The following is a 16,381-nucleotide window of genomic DNA, read 5'->3' on the forward strand; positions in this document are numbered from 1 at the left end:
ATGTCATCGACACAGGTGGCCATTCACGCCAGAACGGCGTATCCAAGAACCATCGGTGGACAAATCGTCCATTCCCAGATGCACTCCACGGCGACACACTGAGATCGCCGGATCGACGACAGGAAGTGCCATGACCGACATCGCCTACCGCCTCGCACAGAAGCGCAACATCGTGACGCCCCTGCCCGGGCCGCGTTCCAGTGCCCTGGCCGAGCGCCGTCGCGCGGCGGTATCCGCCGGGGTCGGCTCGACCGCGCCGGTCTACGCCGTTGATGCCGACGGTGGCGTGATCGTCGACGCCGACGGCAACTCCTTCATCGACCTCGGAGCGGGTATCGCGGTCACCACCGTCGGCGCCTCCCACCCTGCCGTCGCCGCTGCCATCGCCGACCAGGCCGCACATTTCACCCACACCTGTTTCATGGTGACGCCCTACGAGGGATACGTGCAGGTAGCCGAGCTCCTCAACGCCCTGACTCCGGGCGATCACGAGAAACGCACCGCACTGTTCAACTCCGGCGCCGAAGCCGTGGAGAACGCGATCAAGGTGGCGCGGCTGGCCACCGGCCGTCCGGCGGTCGTTGCCTTCGACAACGCCTACCACGGCCGCACCAACCTGACGATGGCGCTGACCGCCAAGTCGATGCCCTACAAGTCGCAGTTCGGGCCCTTCGCGCCCGAGGTCTACCGGATGCCGGCCTCCTATCCGCTGCGTGATGAGCCGGGTCTGTCCGGCGAGGAAGCGGCACGGCGGGCAATCTCCCGCATCGAAACCCAGATCGGCGCGCAATCGCTGGCCGCGATCATCATCGAGCCCGTCCAGGGTGAGGGCGGATTCATCGTGCCCGCACCCGGATTCCTGTCCACGCTGACCGCGTGGGCGCGGGACAACGGTGTGGTCTTCATCGCCGACGAGGTGCAGACCGGGTTCGCCCGCACCGGCGCCTGGTTCGCCTCCGAGCACGACGGCATCGTTCCCGACATCGTCACCATGGCCAAGGGCATCGCCGGAGGCATGCCGCTGTCCGCCGTCACCGGCCGCGCCGACCTCATGGATGCGGTGTACACCGGCGGCCTGGGCGGAACCTACGGCGGCAACCCGGTGACCTGCGCGGCGGCCATCGCCGCACTGGGTGTCATGCGTGAACTCGACCTGCCGGCCCGGGCCCGGGCCATCGAAACCTCGGTGGTGTCGCGGCTGAGCGCGCTTGCCGAGGAGGTCGATGTCATCGGCGAAGTACGCGGCCGCGGGGCCATGCTGGCCATCGAAATCGTCAAACCCGGCACCGGCAATCCCGGAGAACCGGATGCGGCCCTCACCAAAGCCATTGCCGCCGAGGCGCTCTCCCGAGGGGTTCTGATCCTGACCTGCGGAACCTTCGGAAACGTCATCCGCTTGCTGCCCCCGTTGGTCATCGGGGACGATCTACTGGACGAGGGCATCACCGTCCTCGCCGACATCATCCGCGAGAAGGCGAGCCGCTAGTGACTGATCACTCAGCCCTGATCGATGCCATTCCCACCGATCTGTGGATCGGCGGGAAGCAGGTGCCATCGTCCTCGGGCGCCCGGTTCCCCGTGCACAACCCGGCCAACGGCGCGGTGCTGACCACCGTGGCCGACGCCTCGACGGCCGACGGTGCCACCGCACTCGATGAGGCCGTGGCTGCGCAGCCCTCCTGGGCCGCGACCGCGCCCCGCGAACGGGCCGAAATTCTGCGGCGCGCCTGGGAATTGGTCATGGAGCGGCGTGATGATTTCGCACTGGCCATGACCCTGGAAATGGGTAAACCGCTGGCGGAGAGCCAGGGCGAGGTCGCCTACGGCGGAGAGTTCCTGCGCTGGTTCTCCGAGGAGGCGGTGCGCATCAACGGCCGGTACACCTCGTCCCCGACAGGCACCGGCCGGATCCTGGTGGCCAAGCAGCCCATCGGTCCGGCGCTGGCGATCACCCCCTGGAACTTCCCGCTGGCCATGGGCACCCGCAAGATAGGCCCGGCGTTCGCCGCCGGATGCACCATGATCGTCAAGCCTGCCGCCGAGACGCCGCTGACCATGCTCCTACTCGGCCAGGTGTTCGCCGACGCCGGACTGCCCGCAGGTGTGCTGTCGATCCTTCCCACCACCAGCGCCTCCGGTCTGACCGGCCCGCTGATCGAGGACTCCAGACTGCGCAAGTTGACCTTCACCGGCTCTACCGCCGTCGGAAAAGTACTGCTGTCACAGTGCGCCACAAGAGTTTTACGTTCGTCGATGGAGCTGGGTGGCAACGCCCCGTTCGTGGTGTTCGACGATGCCGACGTGGACGCCGCAGTCGACGGCGCGATGGCGGCCAAGATGCGCAACATCGGCGAGGCATGCACCGCGGCCAACCGCTTTCACGTCGACAACGCGGTGCGCGCCGAATTCACCGAGAAGCTCACCGCCCGCATGGGTGCCCTCACCATTGGCCCCGGTGACCAAAGCGGCGTCCAGGTGGGCCCGCTCATCACCGCCAAGCAGCGCGCCTCGGTCGATGAGTTGGTGCAAGACGCCGTCAGCCAGGGTGCCGTCATCACCACCGGTGGCGCGATCGCCGACGGCGAAGGCTACTTCTATCCGCCGACCGTGCTCACGGATGTGCCCTCGAACGCAAGAATTCTCCGCGAAGAGGTCTTCGGCCCGGTGGCCGCGATCACCGGATTCGACGGCGAGGACGCGGGAGTCGCCGCCGCCAACGACACCGAATACGGACTCGCTGCATACGTGTACACCACCAATCTGGATCGCGCACTGCGTGTTTCGGAGTCCGTCGAGTCGGGGATGATCGGCGTCAACCGTGGTGTGATCTCCGATGTGGCCGCACCGTTCGGCGGGATCAAAGAATCGGGCATCGGCCGCGAAGCCGGCAGTGAGGGTATCGAGGAATACCTCGAAACGAAATACATAGCGCTGCCCTAAATACCGCGACCTAGCCGGAATTTCCCACACCGGTGCAACCCGAGAGGCACACATGGCATGGCGGATGCCTGCGGAAACCGAACCGCACGAGCGGATCTGGATGGCGTTCCCGAAGCCCGGCCTCACCTTCGGCGACGATAACGCCGCGCTAGAGGCCGGCTATCAGGCCTGGACGGCGGTAGCTCATGCCGTACTCGCCTTCACTCCGGTGACGATGGTGGTAGACCCCAGCCAGCACGAACGCGCCCGCCGAATGTTGTCGTCGGAAATCGAGCTGTTGGTCGCCCCGCTCGACGACTTTTGGATGCGCGATATCGGACCTACGTTCGTCGTCGACGACGTCACGGGCGAGCTGGGTGCCGTCGACTGGATATTCAACGGCTGGGGGTCGTCAACGCCGCAGGCCTGGTCGAACGATCGTGAGATCGGCCGCACGATCGCAGCGGCCGCCGGCGCGACCCTCGTATCGTCGTTGCTGGTCAACGAGGGTGGCGCCATCCATGTCGACGGTGCCGGCACCGTGCTGCTGACCGAGACCGTGTTGCTTGATCCGCTGCGCAATCCGCACGCCGACCGCAGCCGAGTCGAAGCCGAGCTGGCCCGCACCCTGGGCGTTGAGCATGCCGTGTGGCTACCACGCGGACTCACGCGCGACTACGAGCCGCTGGGCACCAAGGGGCACGTCGACATGGTCGCGACGCTGCCCGCGCCCGGCACCGTCTTACTGCATGCACAAACCAATCCTGACCACCCCGATTACGACGTGTCCGCACAACTGCGTGCCGCGCTCGCCGATGCGGTCGATGCCCGCGGTCGCGCGTTCGACGTCGTCGATCTGCCGGCGCCGGCGACACTGCGCGACGCGGACGGGTTTGTGGACTGGAGCTACATCAATCACCTTGTCACCGGAGACGGCGTGATCCTGTGTGGATACGACGAGCCGGAGGCCGACTCGCACGCCGCAGAGATCATCGCCGATGCCTATCCCGGCCGAGACGTGGTGCTGGTCGATGCGCGTCCGATCCTCGCCGGTGGTGGCGGTATTCACTGCATCACCCAGCAACAGCCAAAGGTTTAGGCAATGGATGTCGTTGAGGCGAGCATCGCCGATCTGCAGGCCGCACTCGCCGCCGGGGAAACGACGTCGGTCGCGCTGGTCGCGGAGTATCTGCGCCGGATCGCCGCCTACGACCGCGGTGGGATCACCCTTAACGCCGTACCCGTCCTGGATCCGCAGGCATTCGCCGCCGCCGCCGAGTCCGATGCGCGTCGCGCGGCCGGTGCCACGCTCGGCCCGCTCGACGGCATCCCGTACACCGCCAAGGATTCATACGCTGCGATGGGGCTGCCGGTGGCAGCCGGATCTCCCGCCTTCGCCCGGCTCATCGCCCAGCGCGATGCGTTCACCATCGCACAACTTCGTACCGCGGGAGCGGTGCTGCTCGGGCTCACGAACATGCCACCAATGGCGAACGGCGGCATGCAGCGCGGCGTTTACGGCCGCGCTGAAAGTCCCTACAACAGTGACTATCTGACATCGGCGTTCGGCTCGGGATCCTCCAACGGATCGGGTACCGCGACGGCCGCCAGCTTTGGCGCGTTCGGGCTCGGCGAAGAGACGTGGAGCTCAGGCCGGGCACCGGCCTCATGTAACGCGCTGGTGGCCTACTGCCCTTCGCGCGGTGTGATCTCGGTTCGCGGTAACTGGCCACTCGTACCCACGATGGACGTCGTCGTTCCGCATACCCGCAGCGTCGCCGACCTGCTGGCGCTCCTGGACGTCATCGTCGCCGACGACCCGGACCAGCGCGGCGATTTCTGGCGTCGCCAGAAGTGGGTCGAGATCCCGCCCGCATCGACACTGCGGCCCAAAAGCTATACCGCACTGAGCAATTCCACTGAGGACACCCTGCGCGGCACCCGGCTGGGAGTACCACGGATGTATATCGGCGACCCCACCAGAGACCGCCCGGTGCAGACCCGTCCCAGCGTTGTCGACCTGTGGCGACGCATCGCGGACGACCTGCGTGCGGCAGGCGCCGAGGTGCTCGAAGTGGACTTCCCTGTCGTCACCAATTACGAAGGCGCGGCGACGATGCTGGACCGTGGGCTCATTCCGTCCGGATACGACGAGCGCGAACTGTGGGACCTTTCCATCTGGGGCTGGGAAGAATTCCTACAGGTCAACGGGGATCCCGAGTTGTCGCATGTGCGCGACGTCGACGGTGCGCTGATCTTTCCGCCGCCACCTGGCGCATTGCCCGATCAGTATGACCGTCATCAACTCGACCTGGAGGTCGATCTCGGCGAGTATCCGGCCCGTGCCGCCGCCGGCATCGCCGAGCTGGAACAGATCCCCCTGATCGCCGACGGCATCGCGGGGCTGGAGGCGACGCGCCGCATCGACCTTGAGGCGTGGATGGACGCGCTCGGACTCGACGCCGTCATCCATCCCGCAGTCGCCGACATCGGCCGCTCGGACGCCGACGTCAATCCGGCGTCGGCCGATACGGCCTGGCGCAACGGCACGTGGGTCGCCAACGGCAACCTCGTGCCGCGGCACCTCGGAATCCCTTCGGTCACCGTACCGATGGGCACCCTGGACGATATCGGGATGCCTGTCGGGCTCACGATCCTCGGTCGCGGCCACGACGATGTCCGGTTGCTGCGTCTGGCCTCCGCCGTCGAAGCCACTCGGCACCGGCGCACCGCGCCGCCGCGGACACCGGCCCTGCCGCCTATCGCATTGCCGGCCGAAGCCGCGGCCGGCGGGATCGCGCCGCGGTGCGTCATCACCGTCGAAGAATCCGACCTCGGCGACGGTGACTGCACCGTCGCTATCACCGTCACCGTCGAAGGTATGCATCCCGTCGCCGACGCCAGACTGTACGTCGACGGCGATGAACTCACGCTCACCCGAGGCGGCGATACGTTCACCGCCTCAACGACTCTGCGTGCGGCGGCATCGCGGCCGCGCCATTCGGTCTGGCGCGAGGCCTACGGCTCCTTGATCGTGGCGTTGGTCCGCACCCACGACGGCCGAACCGCGGGAGCGTGGACGACCGCTTGCGGCATCGCCTGACACATCAGGCGGCGAACAGCTCCAACCGTCGCGGACTCTCGATCCCCGAATAGTGACTGGCATCGCCAGTGAGGATCTGACTTGCCTGACCATAGATGTCCACCGGCACATCGCCGGCCAACGTGACGCGATGGAGCTCGCGCTGCTGGTCGCCGAAGTCGGCGATTCCGTAATGCTGGGTGGCCCGGTTGTCCCAGATGGCTACGTCACCCAGCCGCCAGTTCCACCGGAAGGTGTTCTCCAGCTTGGTGATGCGTGACTGCAGCAGCTGGAAAAGTGTCGCGAACTCAGCGCCGTGAAACTCCGGGAAACTCTTGACGAACTGCCCGAGCAGCAGGCTGCGCTCACCGGTCTCCGGGTGCACCCGCACCACCGGATGCAACGTTTCATACAGAGAGCTGGTGAACTCGCTGTAGTACGCGGCACGGCGCTCGGCGCTCACCCCGCCCGATGCGCCCGCCCCCACGTAGTCATACAGGTTGGTGTGGGTGGCCCACAGGTCGTCGGCAAGCGCACGCAACGGTGCGGGCAGCTGTTCGTACGCCGCGACCGTCGACGCCCAGGTGGTGGCGCCCCCATAGGACGGCAAGGTCACCGGCCGCAGGACCGACGCCTTCGGAATGCGGTCGACGAACGTGACGTCGGTGTGCCAGCCGTTGGCGGCCCCTTCGAGGTTCAGCAGTTCACTGCCGTGAGAGGTCACCGTGGGGTGCGGCAGCGTCGGCTCCCCGAGCAGACTGGCGAATGCGTACTGTCCGGCGTCGTCCAGGTGGTGTTGTCCGGTGAACACCAGCACCTTGTTGACGGCCAGCGCGACGCGGATTGCCTCGGCACGTTCGGCCGGAACATCGGCGCCGAGCTGCACACCGTCGACCCGGGCGCCAATGTGTTCGCCGAGCTTTTCGACGGTGATCCCGGCGTCACGATAGATACGTCGTGTTTCGTTGTCACTCACCCCCGAATCTCAACAATCCCGGCGCCGTATGCCCAGGGATAGAGCCAAGTCGATTCGAAAGGACCGCCGTCGACGACGGCAGATATGGTCGAACGGTGATCGCGTACGACGAGGAACTGCGGGACCGAATTCGCCGATTCCTGGCGGGCCATGACCGCCATACCGTCGATGATCCGGGGAAACGCCGCGCCGCGGTGGCCGTCGTGCTGGTCGATTCGGATCTAGGGGAAGACCGCATCGACCCCGCACCGGTGGAGGACTGGATTGGCGGTCGCGAGATCCCCGAGCAGGGGCTGGACGGCAGGATGGTCGATGTCTCCGGTGGAGCGGCATTCCTGTTATGCCGCAGAACCTCTCGACTCAACTCCCATGCCGCGCAATGGGCACTGCCCGGTGGCCGACTGGATCCGGGCGAGGACGCGGTGCAAGCCGCGCTGCGTGAGCTGGACGAGGAGCTGGGGGTGGCGCTGCCCGATTCGACGGTGCTTGGACTGCTCGACGACTACCCGACACGATCGGGATACGTGATCACCCCGGTCGTGGTGTGGGGCGGCGGCCGCCTGGAGATGCGCCCCTCACCCGACGAGGTGGTGGCGGCCTATCGCGTGGGATTACACCAGCTCCAGCGCGAGGATTCACCGCGCTACATCAACATTCCGGAGAGCCCACGCCCGGTGGTGCAGATCCCACTGGGCAACGACCTCATCCACGCCCCGACCGGGGCCGTCCTGTTACAGGTGAGATGGCTCTGTCTAGAAGGCCGCAGCGACCGCGTCGATGAGCTAGAGCAGCCGGTCTTCGCCTGGCGATAGCCAGCGCTTAGGACACGTTGGCGCGCGCCAGCACCGTCGGCGTCCCGTAGGGCGCGCTCTGTTCCGCCACCCAGCCCGGGTCCAGGTACACCGAGTTCGATGCGATCACATTGCCGTCGCGCAGGATCTCACCGAGGTAATTGCCGCCCTGGTCACTGAATATGCTCACCTGCGCTTCGCGAGCCGTCATCGATATGTCGTGCGTCCAGGGCACGAAGGGATCGAGCCAGGTGTACTTCTCCGCCTTCTCCCCCTTACCCGTGCGGTAGGAGATGACCACCTGACGATTGCTCCCCGGGTCCTGCGCTGTCACGCGGTAGGTCATTTTCACCCCGGGATCGGCATGAACGACCGGGGAAGACGGCAGCCCGATCATGGCACTGGATGCCAGAGCTACCAGCAGCACAAGAATTCTTCGCATGCGCTGGGATGCTAGCCGCCTCAGCGATCTCGCGGAGAGTGTCGCCGAACTTTGCGCTCCGGTACGCCGTTGGGCCCGGTGGTGGACAGCGCATACGTGCCGACGGCAAAGGCCACCGCCGGACCGTTGATCCCTAGCGCCTCCTTGCCGACATTCGCGAGGTTGTCCTTGGGGCCGTGGTAGTTGGGGTCGAATGGCTGACCCGCGCGTCCCTGCCACATCTTGGCTTCCGGGCCGCTCATTCTGTCCAGCGCACCCGAGCTGATTCCGCCCACCGGAATATTGGCGGCCAGGAATGGCCCGTAATCGGACCTGCCGTTGAACTCCTCGGCCGCCGGGCGTTTGCCCGCCAGGTTGAGGTATCCAGCGAAGGTCCGTTCGATACCTGCGGACCCTTCCGGAATGTCCAACGGCGGCCGGTTCGGGTCGGGTTTGGCGGCGGACTGGTCACCGTCGAGCACGAAGTAGCCGGCATTGGGCGAACCGAGCATGTCGAAGTTCAGGTACAGCGCGATGTCATTGAGCTCGTCGGCGTTGCGGCCCTTGGCGTATTCGATCGACCCGGCCAGTCCGTCCTCTTCGGCGGCCCAGAAGGCGAACCTGACGGCGTTGTTGATCACCGGCTTGGGTCCGAGCTGCAGCGCACTCTCCAAGACCGCGGCCACACCGGTTCCGTTGTCGTTGATGCCCGGGCCCTTGGCCACACTGTCCAGGTGCGCTCCGGCGAGCACCACATTCGCGGGGTCACCCGTTGCGGTCTGGGCGATGATGCTGCGTGAGCGCACCTTCGCGATGTTCATGTCCAGCACCAGGGTTATCGGCGACGAATTGCGGCGCAGCAGGGTGTCGACTCCCGAATCAACGATTCCAACCGGAATGGACAGCTGCTCATAGTAATTGGGTGTAAAAAGTCCCTCACCGGCACCGGCCTGCATCACGACCAGCACTGCCGCCGCACCCTTTTCCTTGGCGACATTGTGCTTGTCGACCACCGAGCATCCGGCGCCGTCGACCACCGCGATCTGACCGTCGAGCTTGAGGGTGCCGTAATCGGCCGCGGCACAACCAGTGGCCTTACCCGAGGGCCGGATGATGTTGGCCTTGAGCCCGCCCTTGGGGGTCTGGGCGAAGTAGGAAGCCTGATCCACCGCGTAGGGGCGACCGCCGATGTCGACGAGCGGCTTGCCCTCGGTGAGTACCTTCAGCCTGGACAGCTCCGGGGCCTGTACCTCGAAACCACGATCTTTCAAGGCCTTTGTCACGTAGTCGGCGCTGGCGTCGTAGCCGGGCGTACCCTCGGCACGGTTCCCGCCGTGGGCGTCGGCCGCCTGCTGCAGCTGTTGTAGGTGCGCCATCATCGCGTCCACTGTCACCGAACGCGCAAGGTCGGCTGCGAGATTGGGATTCGGTGCCGCCGGTGCACCGGCACCCGGTGGAGTCGGGTTGGCGCAGCAGCTCGCCACCGCCGCAATCGCAAGCAGGGCGCAACCACGCGCCAGTCCCCGAAACAACGCCATCAAACAAACCTCAATGAAACCTCTTGGAACCCCGGTGGAGTTGTGCGAATCGAGCAATCGCACACGCTACCGCACCAACGTTGGTTCCCAAGGCCTTTCGGGACGTTGCAACGAACCTGTTACCGCCGTTAGTCCTTCAGCTTGTGCCGGGTACGGTCCTCGCGAATGGGCACACCGTTGCGTCCGTCAATGCTCTGCGCGTACAAGCCGATGGTGTAGGCGACTCCGCCGGCGTTGATCTTGAGCGCGTCCTTGTTCACGTTCGCCAGGTTGTCGCCCGCCTGGTGGTAGTTCGGATCGAAGGGCTGGCCCGCCTTGCCGCCCCAATCCCGCGCCTCCTCGTCGGTCATCTTCTCCTCGGCCCCGGAGAAGATGCCGCCGGTCGGGATGCCCGCCCTGCTGAATGCGTCGTAGTCCGATCGGCCGTCGTATTCGGTGTCGTGGGCCTTCTTGCCCTGATCGGCAAGGTAGGCGACCTCGGTCCGCTCGATACCGGCCGAACCCTCCGGGATACGCACCGGAATCTCGTTCGGATCGGCTTCTTCGGACAGGTCGCCGTCATAGGTGAGGTACGCGGCGTTCGGTGAACCGAGCATGTCGTAATTCAGATACAGGGCAATGTTTTTCAGCGCGTCCACGTCCAGGGATTTGACGTAGTCGGTGGAGCCGATCAGCCCTTCCTCCTCCGCGCCCCAGAACGCAAACCTCACCGCGTTTTTCACGTCCGGGTTCGGCCCCAGCTGCAGCGCGGTCTCCAGAACCGCCGCGGTACCGGTGCCGTTGTCATTGATCCCGGGTCCTTCGGGAACGCTGTCGAGGTGAGCACCGGCCATCACGACATCCGTGGTGGCACCCGTCTTGGTCTGTGCGATCACATTGCGCGCCTTGATGTCCTTGGTCTCCGCATCGACCTTGAGGACAACCTGGTCGGGATGTGCGCGCAGATCTGCTCCGGCCGACTTGGTGACGCCGACCACCGGAATCTTCGGGGTGGCGTCCTCACCGAGGGTGCCGCCCGCCTTGCTCTCATCGACATTGTCGGCGACGATCAGGCCGACCGCGCCGCGCTCGGCGGCAGCCCTCTCCTTCTCGGCGAACGGGCACGCTCCACGGTCGACCAGGACCACGGCGCCCTTGACATCCAGACCGTCGTAGTCCTCGGCGGTGCAGCCCGGCGATTCTTCCGCACGGGCCGCGACCAGCCGTCCCTGCGCCTGACCGCCCGGTGAGTACGACAGCACTGCGGCGTCGATCTTCTTGGAGCCGACCGTCAGATCCAACGATTTAGCCTGGAAGTACTTGAAGTCGAACTCGGGCGTCTGTACGTCGAATCCCTTGTCTTTCAGCGTCTTTACCACGTAGTCGACGCTCTGATCGAAGCCGGGAGTGCCCACCGCCCGAGTGTTGTTGTTCTTGTCGGCGATCTCCTGAAGCTCCGAGAGGTGCTTCACGACGTTGTCGACGGTCACCTTCTCGTGTAGCGAGTGCGCGAAACCAATCGCCTCCGCGGAGCCTGCCTGCGGCACCGAGCGGGGTGCGTCGCCGCCATCCCGCTCGCACGCCGTCGCTGTCACCAGTGCGCATACCGTGGACACCGCAACCGCACACACAACCCGCTTGGTCCCCATGGTTCTCCCTTGTCCGACTTAGACGTCGCGTCGCTGCACGACGGCCAGGGCCGCAGCGAGCGTGATGACAACCACGGTAGCAAAGTAGATGAGAGAGCCGGTGGTGCCCCAAACGAAGCGCACACCGTCGGAGGTGTACCACGGCACACCGGTAAACCTGATTCCGTTCGCGAAAGGAAGGAAGGGCTGCAACGCCTTTCCGGCATCAGTGAGCCAGCCCAGCATCAACTCAAGCACCGTCGGCCACAACAGCAGCACCGCAACAGCACCCGCGGTGTGCTTCAGCAACACACCTACCGCCACCGCGAGTACGGCACACAAGAACGCGTACACGCTCACCGAACCAATCGTGTTCCACACGCCGGCACTGTCGAGCGTCAAGTTCGCACCCGCCACCGGTCCGGCCATGGCGCGCACCAGCACGATCGAGGTCAGCGTGGTGACCGCGGTGACCACTGCCACCCAGACCCCCGCGACCAGGGCCTTGGCGCCGATTACCGACAACCTGTTGGGCGAGGCCTGAAAGGTGGTTCGCACCATTGCGGTTCGATTCTCATTAGTCACCGTCATCGCGGCGAGCACCATCAGCAGCGGCACCCCCACGACGGTCGCACCGCCCGCGGCGTCACCAGGGCTGATCGGCGCGTACACAGAGGCCGATCCGCCCTGCAGGCCCGCTAATCCCAAACCCAAGGCCAGGGCAAGCAGGCTGCACCACACCGCAGAACGCGAGGTGGATACCTTGATCCGCTCGGCCGCGATAACGCCCATCAGCGAACACCCTCCGCGTCCGCAACTGCGTCCGCAGACACCTGGCTGCGGTACTGCACGGCATCATCGGTCAGCGACAGGTACGCGTCCTCCAACGAAACCCGTTGCGGGGAAAGTTCGTACAACGTGACGCCACGACGTGCGGCAAGCTCGCCGACCTGTTCGATAAGAGCACCGCTGATTTCCAGCACGCTTGCCTCTCCACCGTGTTCCGAAACGTGCACCGAGAAGCCACTTTCCTCCGCCGCCGTGCGCAAGGTCTCGAGCTGAGGGCTGCGCACCCGCACCACATCGGCACCGGCCCGACTGACGAACTCATGCATAGATGTCGCCGCGATAAGCCGGCCGCGGCCGATGACCACCAATTGGTCTGCCGTGTTGGCCATTTCAGAAAGCAGGTGACTGGAGACCAGCACCGTGCGGCCCTGTGCGGCCAGACTCTGCATCAGAGTCCGAATCCAATGGATGCCCTCGGGGTCCAGGCCGTTGACCGGCTCATCGAACAGCAATACCTGGGGATCGCCGAGCAGTGCCACGGCAATGCCCAGGCGCTGCGACATACCCAGGGAGAAGGTGCCGGCATGACGACCGGCCACCTCGGTCAGCCCGACCATCTCCAGCACTTCGTCCACCCGCCGGGAAGGAATGTCATTGGCAGCGGCGATCCACCTCAGGTGGTTACGCGCCGTCCGATTGGGGTGAAACTGCTTGGGATCCAGCAGCGCCCCAACCTCGCGCAGCGGATGGTCGATCTCGTGATACTGCTTGCCACCGATAGTCGCGGTCCCGGACGTCGGGCGAGCCAGCCCGACGATCATGCGCAACGTCGTCGACTTACCTGCCCCATTGGGTCCCAGGAACCCGGTCACGACGCCCGGCTCGATGGTTACCGAGAGGTCATCGACCGCCGGGGTCTGCCCATAGACCTTGGTCAGCGACCGCAGTTCGATCATGCGGCCCACTATGCCAGCTATTGCACTGGGGGTCCGTCCGGTGCCGGACTGGAGGCCTGCGCCCAAAATCGACGGGGTATGCGGCCGGCGTGACGCGCGAGGTGCCCGGCGGTTACGGCTGCTGCCATGGCCGCGGCCATGCGTTCGGGATCGGCGGCGCGGGTCACGGCCGTCGCGAGCAGCACGGCATCGCAGCCGAGTTCCATCGCGAGCGCGGCATCGCTGGCGGTGCCGATTCCCGCGTCCAGGATCACCGGCACTCCGGCGGCCGCCACAATCATCTCGATGTTATGTGTGTTGGTGATGCCCAACCCGGTGCCGATGGGCGCTCCGAGTGGCATCACCGCGACGCATCCCACATCTTCCAATCTGCGGGCCAGCACCGGATCGTCGGTCGTGTAGGGCAGTACCACGAACCCGTCGTCGACGAGTTGCTCGGCCGCACGCACCAACTCCACGGCATCGGGAAGAAGCGTGCGTTCGTCGGCGATCACCTCCAACTTGATCCAGTTGGTCTCCAGCGCCTCACGGGCCAGTTGCGCGGTCAGCACGGCCTCGGCGGAGCCGCGACATCCTGCGGTGTTGGGCAACGGCATGATGTCGAGTCGCTTGAGCAGATCCAGCACTCCAGTGCCCCCGGAAGCATCCACCCGCCGGATCGCGACGGTGGTCAGCTCGGTACCGGAGGCCAGCAGTGCCCTTTCCAGAATCGAGAGATTCGCGGCGCCACCGGTACCCATGATGAGCCGCGAACCAAATGAGCGGCCCGCGATACACAGCGGTTCGTCTGCACTAACCACAGCACCTACCCCCCTTGCACCGCGGTGACGACTTCGACCAGGGCACCGTCGGAAACCGTGGTGTCCCAATCGGATTTGGGCACCACGGTGTGGTTGATAGCCACCGCGATACCGCACTCGGGAAAGCCCAGTTGGTCGAGCAGCTGCCAGATGTTGGCACCCTCGGTGACCTCGCGCGCATCACCATTTACCTGAATGTTCATCGGGCCTCCTGACTATGTGCCTTCTCAAACCGGCGGGGATCGACGGCATCCGGCGGCTGGCCTCCGTCAAGCACCACCCCGATCGTCTTCGCCGTCCACGGCGCGAGGAGAAATCCCGAGCGGCCATGACCGGCGGCCACGAGAGTCCGATCGTCGATCCTGCCCACCATGGGCAGATTGTCATCGGTCATCGGGCGCAGACCCGCCGCGCATTCGGCGAATTCGTACTCCCCCAGACAGGGCAGCACCGCGCACGCGTCGTCGAGCAGATCCCGCACGCCCGCCACGGCAGGCGCGGTGTCGTGGCCATGCTCGTACTGCGTGGCGCCCACGACGACACCGTCGTGCCGGGGTACCAGGTAGACATGGCGTCCGTGTACCCGCGCCCGGATCACGTTCGCGGGCGGGGGCATCGCGCCGGGTCGCCGTCGCAGCCGCAGTACCTCGCCCTTTACCGGACGAATCGGCAGATTCGCGAGGGTTGCCGCCTGCACCCCGTTCGCGATCACGATCTGATCGGCGGATGCGTCTTCGGCGTGGGTAACCGCAGGGCCCTTACGCACACCGAGCGCCTCGCATTCGGTGGCCAATACGTCCAACACCGCGCGATTGTCGACGGCGAGTTCTTCGGGCGCGGTGAATCCGCGGCGGATGTTCTGCGCCAGCAGCGGCTCGATGTCGCGGGCATTGGTGGTCGCGGCAACGGTATGCCCGCGCCCGGCCAGCCAGTCCGCCATGGTCCTCAGCTCACCGACGTCGGCCGTGTCGACGGCCACGGTAAGTGACCCCCGTGCGGTGATCACCGCGCCTGCTACGTCCTCGTCGATGAAGCCGTCACGCCAGATCCCGAGGGATTCGATACCCAGATCCAGCAGGTCATCCTCACCCGGCCAGGCCTCGCTGTAGGGCGCAAGCATGCCGCCCGCCACCCAGGACGGGCCCTTTCGGCCGTCGTCGTGGACGGTGACCTGCCAGCCGCGGCGGGCAGCTTCACGTGCCACGGAAAGCCCGATGACCCCGCCACCGATGACGGCGACAGAGCCTGGTTGAGACGACATCACAATCGGAGTCACTCCCTTCGCCGGCATGACCCGGATCAGGTCGGACGGTCAGGGCCGGATTCGTTGGCCCACTCTCAGCCCGCTCATCCTGGGGCTCCCGCGTTACTTACACCTACAACGCTAGCGTCTTCGACTATGCACCCGCGTTCGGCCCGGCTTGGGTCTGCTCACCTCTATCTCTGTACCGACGCGCGCCGCGAGCGCGGCGATCTCGCCGAATTCGTGGATGCCGCCCTTGCCGGCGGGGTCGACATCGTGCAGCTGCGCGACAAGGGATCAGTCGGCGAGCAGCAGTTCGGGCGGCTTGAGCCCACCGAAGAACTGGAGTACCTGGCTGTTCTCGGTGCGGCCGCCGCACGTCACGGCGCGTTGTTCGCGGTCAACGACCGCGCCGATATCGCCCGCGCGGCGGGGGCGGACATCCTGCATCTCGGCCAGGATGACCTGCCTCTTGCGGTCGCCAGGGAGATCGTCGGTCCGGATGTGCTGATCGGCCGGTCCACACATGACGCTGCTCAGGCCAGCCAGGCGGCCCTGGATACCGAGGTCGACTACTTCTGCTGCGGGCCGTGCTGGCCGACGCCCACCAAACCGGGCCGCTCCGCGGCCGGTCTCGAACTTGTCAGCATGGCCGCAGCGCTCGGAACTGCCAAGCCCTGGTTCGCGATCGGCGGTATCGACGAGACGCGGGTGCCCGAGGTCGTCGCGGCCGGAGCGTCGCGGATTGTCGTGGTGCGGGCGATCACCGCGTCGGTCGATCCTGGTGCGGCGGCAGCGTCACTTCGCGAGCTAGTTCACCCAGCGCATACCGCACGCACGTAAACCACGCAGATCTGCTGCACCCGGTATGCGCTCGGCGTACCCCTCAGGGCCAGATCTGCGCAGGAGCCTCCGGATACTTCGCCTTCCAGCCCACCCATTGCGCATCGGTGGACCCGATCACGCTCTCGAGAATGGTCCACTTCGGGCCGTTCTTTCTGAGCAGGCCCTCATACCGGGTGGGATCGGAGCCGCCGGTGTCCTGCAGTTGACCGTCGACCAGTGCCCAGTCGTCAGCACTCTTGAACGTCTTCACGTCCAGTTTGACGGGTTTACCCAGGTCGGCCTCGACGCGAGCAAGCGCGGTCGCCACCACCTCGTTGCGCTCGCCCGGTCCGCTCTCGGCTTTCTCTGAGCTGCAGGCACCCATCAGCACGCTCGTGATCACGGCCAGCATCAAGAGAAATCCGGTACGCATA

At 65.9% G+C, this 16,381-nt stretch carries 16 protein-coding genes and 1 riboswitch; of the genes, 6 read left to right on the plus strand and 10 right to left on the minus strand.

Annotation, left to right across the window (positions count from 1 at the left end; translation table 11 throughout):
- The first annotated feature begins 130 nt into the window (after nucleotides 1-130).
- The 4 genes from gabT to RHO23_RS17890 are packed head-to-tail and all read left to right on the plus strand — an operon-like array spanning nucleotide 131 to nucleotide 6,022.
- Nucleotides 131-1,486: a 4-aminobutyrate--2-oxoglutarate transaminase gene (gene gabT / locus RHO23_RS17875; protein WP_057968781.1), complete on the plus strand. Its 1,356-nt coding sequence runs from the start codon at nucleotides 131-133 to the stop codon at nucleotides 1,484-1,486.
- Nucleotides 1,486-2,940 (plus strand): NAD-dependent succinate-semialdehyde dehydrogenase, encoded by a 1,455-nt coding sequence (locus RHO23_RS17880; RefSeq protein ID WP_423488110.1) that lies wholly within the window; start codon nucleotides 1,486-1,488, stop codon nucleotides 2,938-2,940. The genes gabT and RHO23_RS17880 overlap by 1 nt, the downstream gene beginning before the upstream one ends.
- Before the next feature lie 52 nt (nucleotides 2,941-2,992).
- Nucleotides 2,993-4,018, plus strand: coding sequence for an agmatine deiminase family protein (locus RHO23_RS17885; RefSeq protein ID WP_070941492.1), 1,026 nt, complete (start codon nucleotides 2,993-2,995; stop codon nucleotides 4,016-4,018).
- A 3-nt stretch (nucleotides 4,019-4,021) separates the two neighbouring features.
- On the plus strand, nucleotides 4,022-6,022 hold the full coding sequence (locus tag RHO23_RS17890) for an amidase (RefSeq protein ID WP_423488111.1): 2,001 nt from the start codon (nucleotides 4,022-4,024) through the stop codon (nucleotides 6,020-6,022).
- Between the two features lie 4 nt (nucleotides 6,023-6,026).
- Here the strand turns inward: RHO23_RS17890 and RHO23_RS17895 are convergent, their stop codons facing one another.
- Nucleotides 6,027-6,977, minus strand: coding sequence for a TauD/TfdA dioxygenase family protein (locus tag RHO23_RS17895; protein WP_030096276.1), 951 nt, complete (start codon nucleotides 6,975-6,977; stop codon nucleotides 6,027-6,029).
- 95 nt (nucleotides 6,978-7,072) lie between these two features.
- Between RHO23_RS17895 and RHO23_RS17900 the strand changes: the two genes are divergently transcribed.
- On the plus strand, nucleotides 7,073-7,789 hold the full coding sequence (locus RHO23_RS17900; RefSeq protein ID WP_057968785.1) for an NUDIX hydrolase: 717 nt from the start codon (nucleotides 7,073-7,075) through the stop codon (nucleotides 7,787-7,789).
- A gap of 7 nt (nucleotides 7,790-7,796) precedes the next feature.
- Here the strand turns inward: RHO23_RS17900 and RHO23_RS17905 are convergent, their stop codons facing one another.
- From RHO23_RS17905 to thiO, 8 genes are all read right to left on the minus strand, one after another.
- Complete coding sequence (locus RHO23_RS17905; protein ID WP_030096274.1) at nucleotides 7,797-8,192, minus strand: hypothetical protein; 396 nt, start codon at nucleotides 8,190-8,192, stop codon at nucleotides 7,797-7,799.
- 38 nt (nucleotides 8,193-8,230) lie between these two features.
- Nucleotides 8,231-9,727 carry a M28 family metallopeptidase gene (locus RHO23_RS17910; protein ID WP_057968786.1) on the minus strand — a complete coding sequence of 499 codons (1,497 nt, stop codon included), beginning with the start codon at nucleotides 9,725-9,727 and terminating at the stop codon, nucleotides 8,231-8,233.
- Nucleotides 9,728-9,855: 128 nt separating this feature from the next.
- Entirely contained in the window at nucleotides 9,856-11,355 is a 1,500-nt protein-coding gene (locus RHO23_RS17915; protein ID WP_423488112.1) for a M28 family metallopeptidase, read from the minus strand.
- Nucleotides 11,356-11,373: 18 nt separating this feature from the next.
- A complete protein-coding gene (locus RHO23_RS17920; RefSeq protein WP_070921042.1) occupies nucleotides 11,374-12,126 on the minus strand; it encodes an ABC transporter in 753 nt (250 codons plus the stop codon).
- On the minus strand, nucleotides 12,126-13,079 hold the full coding sequence (locus tag RHO23_RS17925; RefSeq protein WP_217340437.1) for an ABC transporter ATP-binding protein: 954 nt from the start codon (nucleotides 13,077-13,079) through the stop codon (nucleotides 12,126-12,128). Before RHO23_RS17925 ends, RHO23_RS17920 begins: the two co-directional genes overlap by 1 nt.
- A 17-nt stretch (nucleotides 13,080-13,096) precedes the next feature.
- A complete protein-coding gene (locus RHO23_RS17930) occupies nucleotides 13,097-13,819 on the minus strand; it encodes a thiazole synthase (protein WP_057968811.1) in 723 nt (240 codons plus the stop codon).
- Between the two features lie 65 nt (nucleotides 13,820-13,884).
- The gene (gene thiS, locus RHO23_RS17935; protein WP_057964150.1) at nucleotides 13,885-14,082 is read right to left on the minus strand and encodes a sulfur carrier protein ThiS; all 198 of its coding nucleotides are present in this window, start codon (nucleotides 14,080-14,082) and stop codon (nucleotides 13,885-13,887) included.
- On the minus strand, nucleotides 14,079-15,140 hold the full coding sequence (thiO, locus tag RHO23_RS17940) for a glycine oxidase ThiO (RefSeq protein WP_057968812.1): 1,062 nt from the start codon (nucleotides 15,138-15,140) through the stop codon (nucleotides 14,079-14,081). The genes thiS and thiO overlap by 4 nt, the downstream gene beginning before the upstream one ends.
- Nucleotides 15,139-15,254: riboswitch (TPP riboswitch) on the minus strand. It overlaps the preceding gene by 2 nt.
- A 24-nt stretch (nucleotides 15,255-15,278) precedes the next feature.
- Here thiO and thiE point away from each other — a divergent pair.
- Nucleotides 15,279-15,965, plus strand: a complete 687-nt coding sequence (thiE, locus tag RHO23_RS17945) for a thiamine phosphate synthase (RefSeq protein ID WP_264920416.1) — start codon at nucleotides 15,279-15,281, stop codon at nucleotides 15,963-15,965.
- A gap of 43 nt (nucleotides 15,966-16,008) precedes the next feature.
- On the opposite strand, the gene RHO23_RS17950 is transcribed toward thiE, so the two are convergent.
- Nucleotides 16,009-16,380, minus strand: coding sequence for a hypothetical protein (locus RHO23_RS17950; protein ID WP_264920418.1), 372 nt, complete (start codon nucleotides 16,378-16,380; stop codon nucleotides 16,009-16,011).
- Nucleotide 16,381: the final 1 nt, after the last annotated feature.

The organism is Mycobacteroides sp. PCS013 (genome assembly GCF_049532645.1).
GTDB lineage: Bacteria > Actinomycetota > Actinomycetes > Mycobacteriales > Mycobacteriaceae > Mycobacterium > Mycobacterium gwanakae.

Bases quoted from the DNA above. Each gene is read 5' to 3' on its own strand.
- gabT (WP_057968781.1), top strand. From the start codon at position 131: ATGACCGACATCGCCTACCGCCTCGCACAGAAGCGCAACATCGTGACG.
- RHO23_RS17885 (WP_070941492.1), top strand. From the start codon at position 2,993: ATGGCATGGCGGATGCCTGCGGAAACCGAACCGCACGAGCGGATCTGG.
- RHO23_RS17890 (WP_423488111.1), top strand. From the start codon at position 4,022: ATGGATGTCGTTGAGGCGAGCATCGCCGATCTGCAGGCCGCACTCGCC.
- RHO23_RS17910 (WP_057968786.1), bottom strand. From the start codon at position 9,727: ATGGCGTTGTTTCGGGGACTGGCGCGTGGTTGCGCCCTGCTTGCGATT.
- RHO23_RS17915 (WP_423488112.1), bottom strand. From the start codon at position 11,355: ATGGGGACCAAGCGGGTTGTGTGTGCGGTTGCGGTGTCCACGGTATGC.
- RHO23_RS17920 (WP_070921042.1), bottom strand. From the start codon at position 12,126: ATGGGCGTTATCGCGGCCGAGCGGATCAAGGTATCCACCTCGCGTTCT.
- RHO23_RS17925 (WP_217340437.1), bottom strand. From the start codon at position 13,079: ATGATCGAACTGCGGTCGCTGACCAAGGTCTATGGGCAGACCCCGGCG.
- RHO23_RS17930 (WP_057968811.1), bottom strand. From the start codon at position 13,819: ATGGGTACCGGTGGCGCCGCGAATCTCTCGATTCTGGAAAGGGCACTG.
- thiS (WP_057964150.1), bottom strand. From the start codon at position 14,082: ATGAACATTCAGGTAAATGGTGATGCGCGCGAGGTCACCGAGGGTGCC.
- thiO (WP_057968812.1), bottom strand. From the start codon at position 15,140: ATGTCGTCTCAACCAGGCTCTGTCGCCGTCATCGGTGGCGGGGTCATC.
- thiE (WP_264920416.1), top strand. From the start codon at position 15,279: ATGCACCCGCGTTCGGCCCGGCTTGGGTCTGCTCACCTCTATCTCTGT.
- RHO23_RS17950 (WP_264920418.1), bottom strand. From the start codon at position 16,380: ATGCGTACCGGATTTCTCTTGATGCTGGCCGTGATCACGAGCGTGCTG.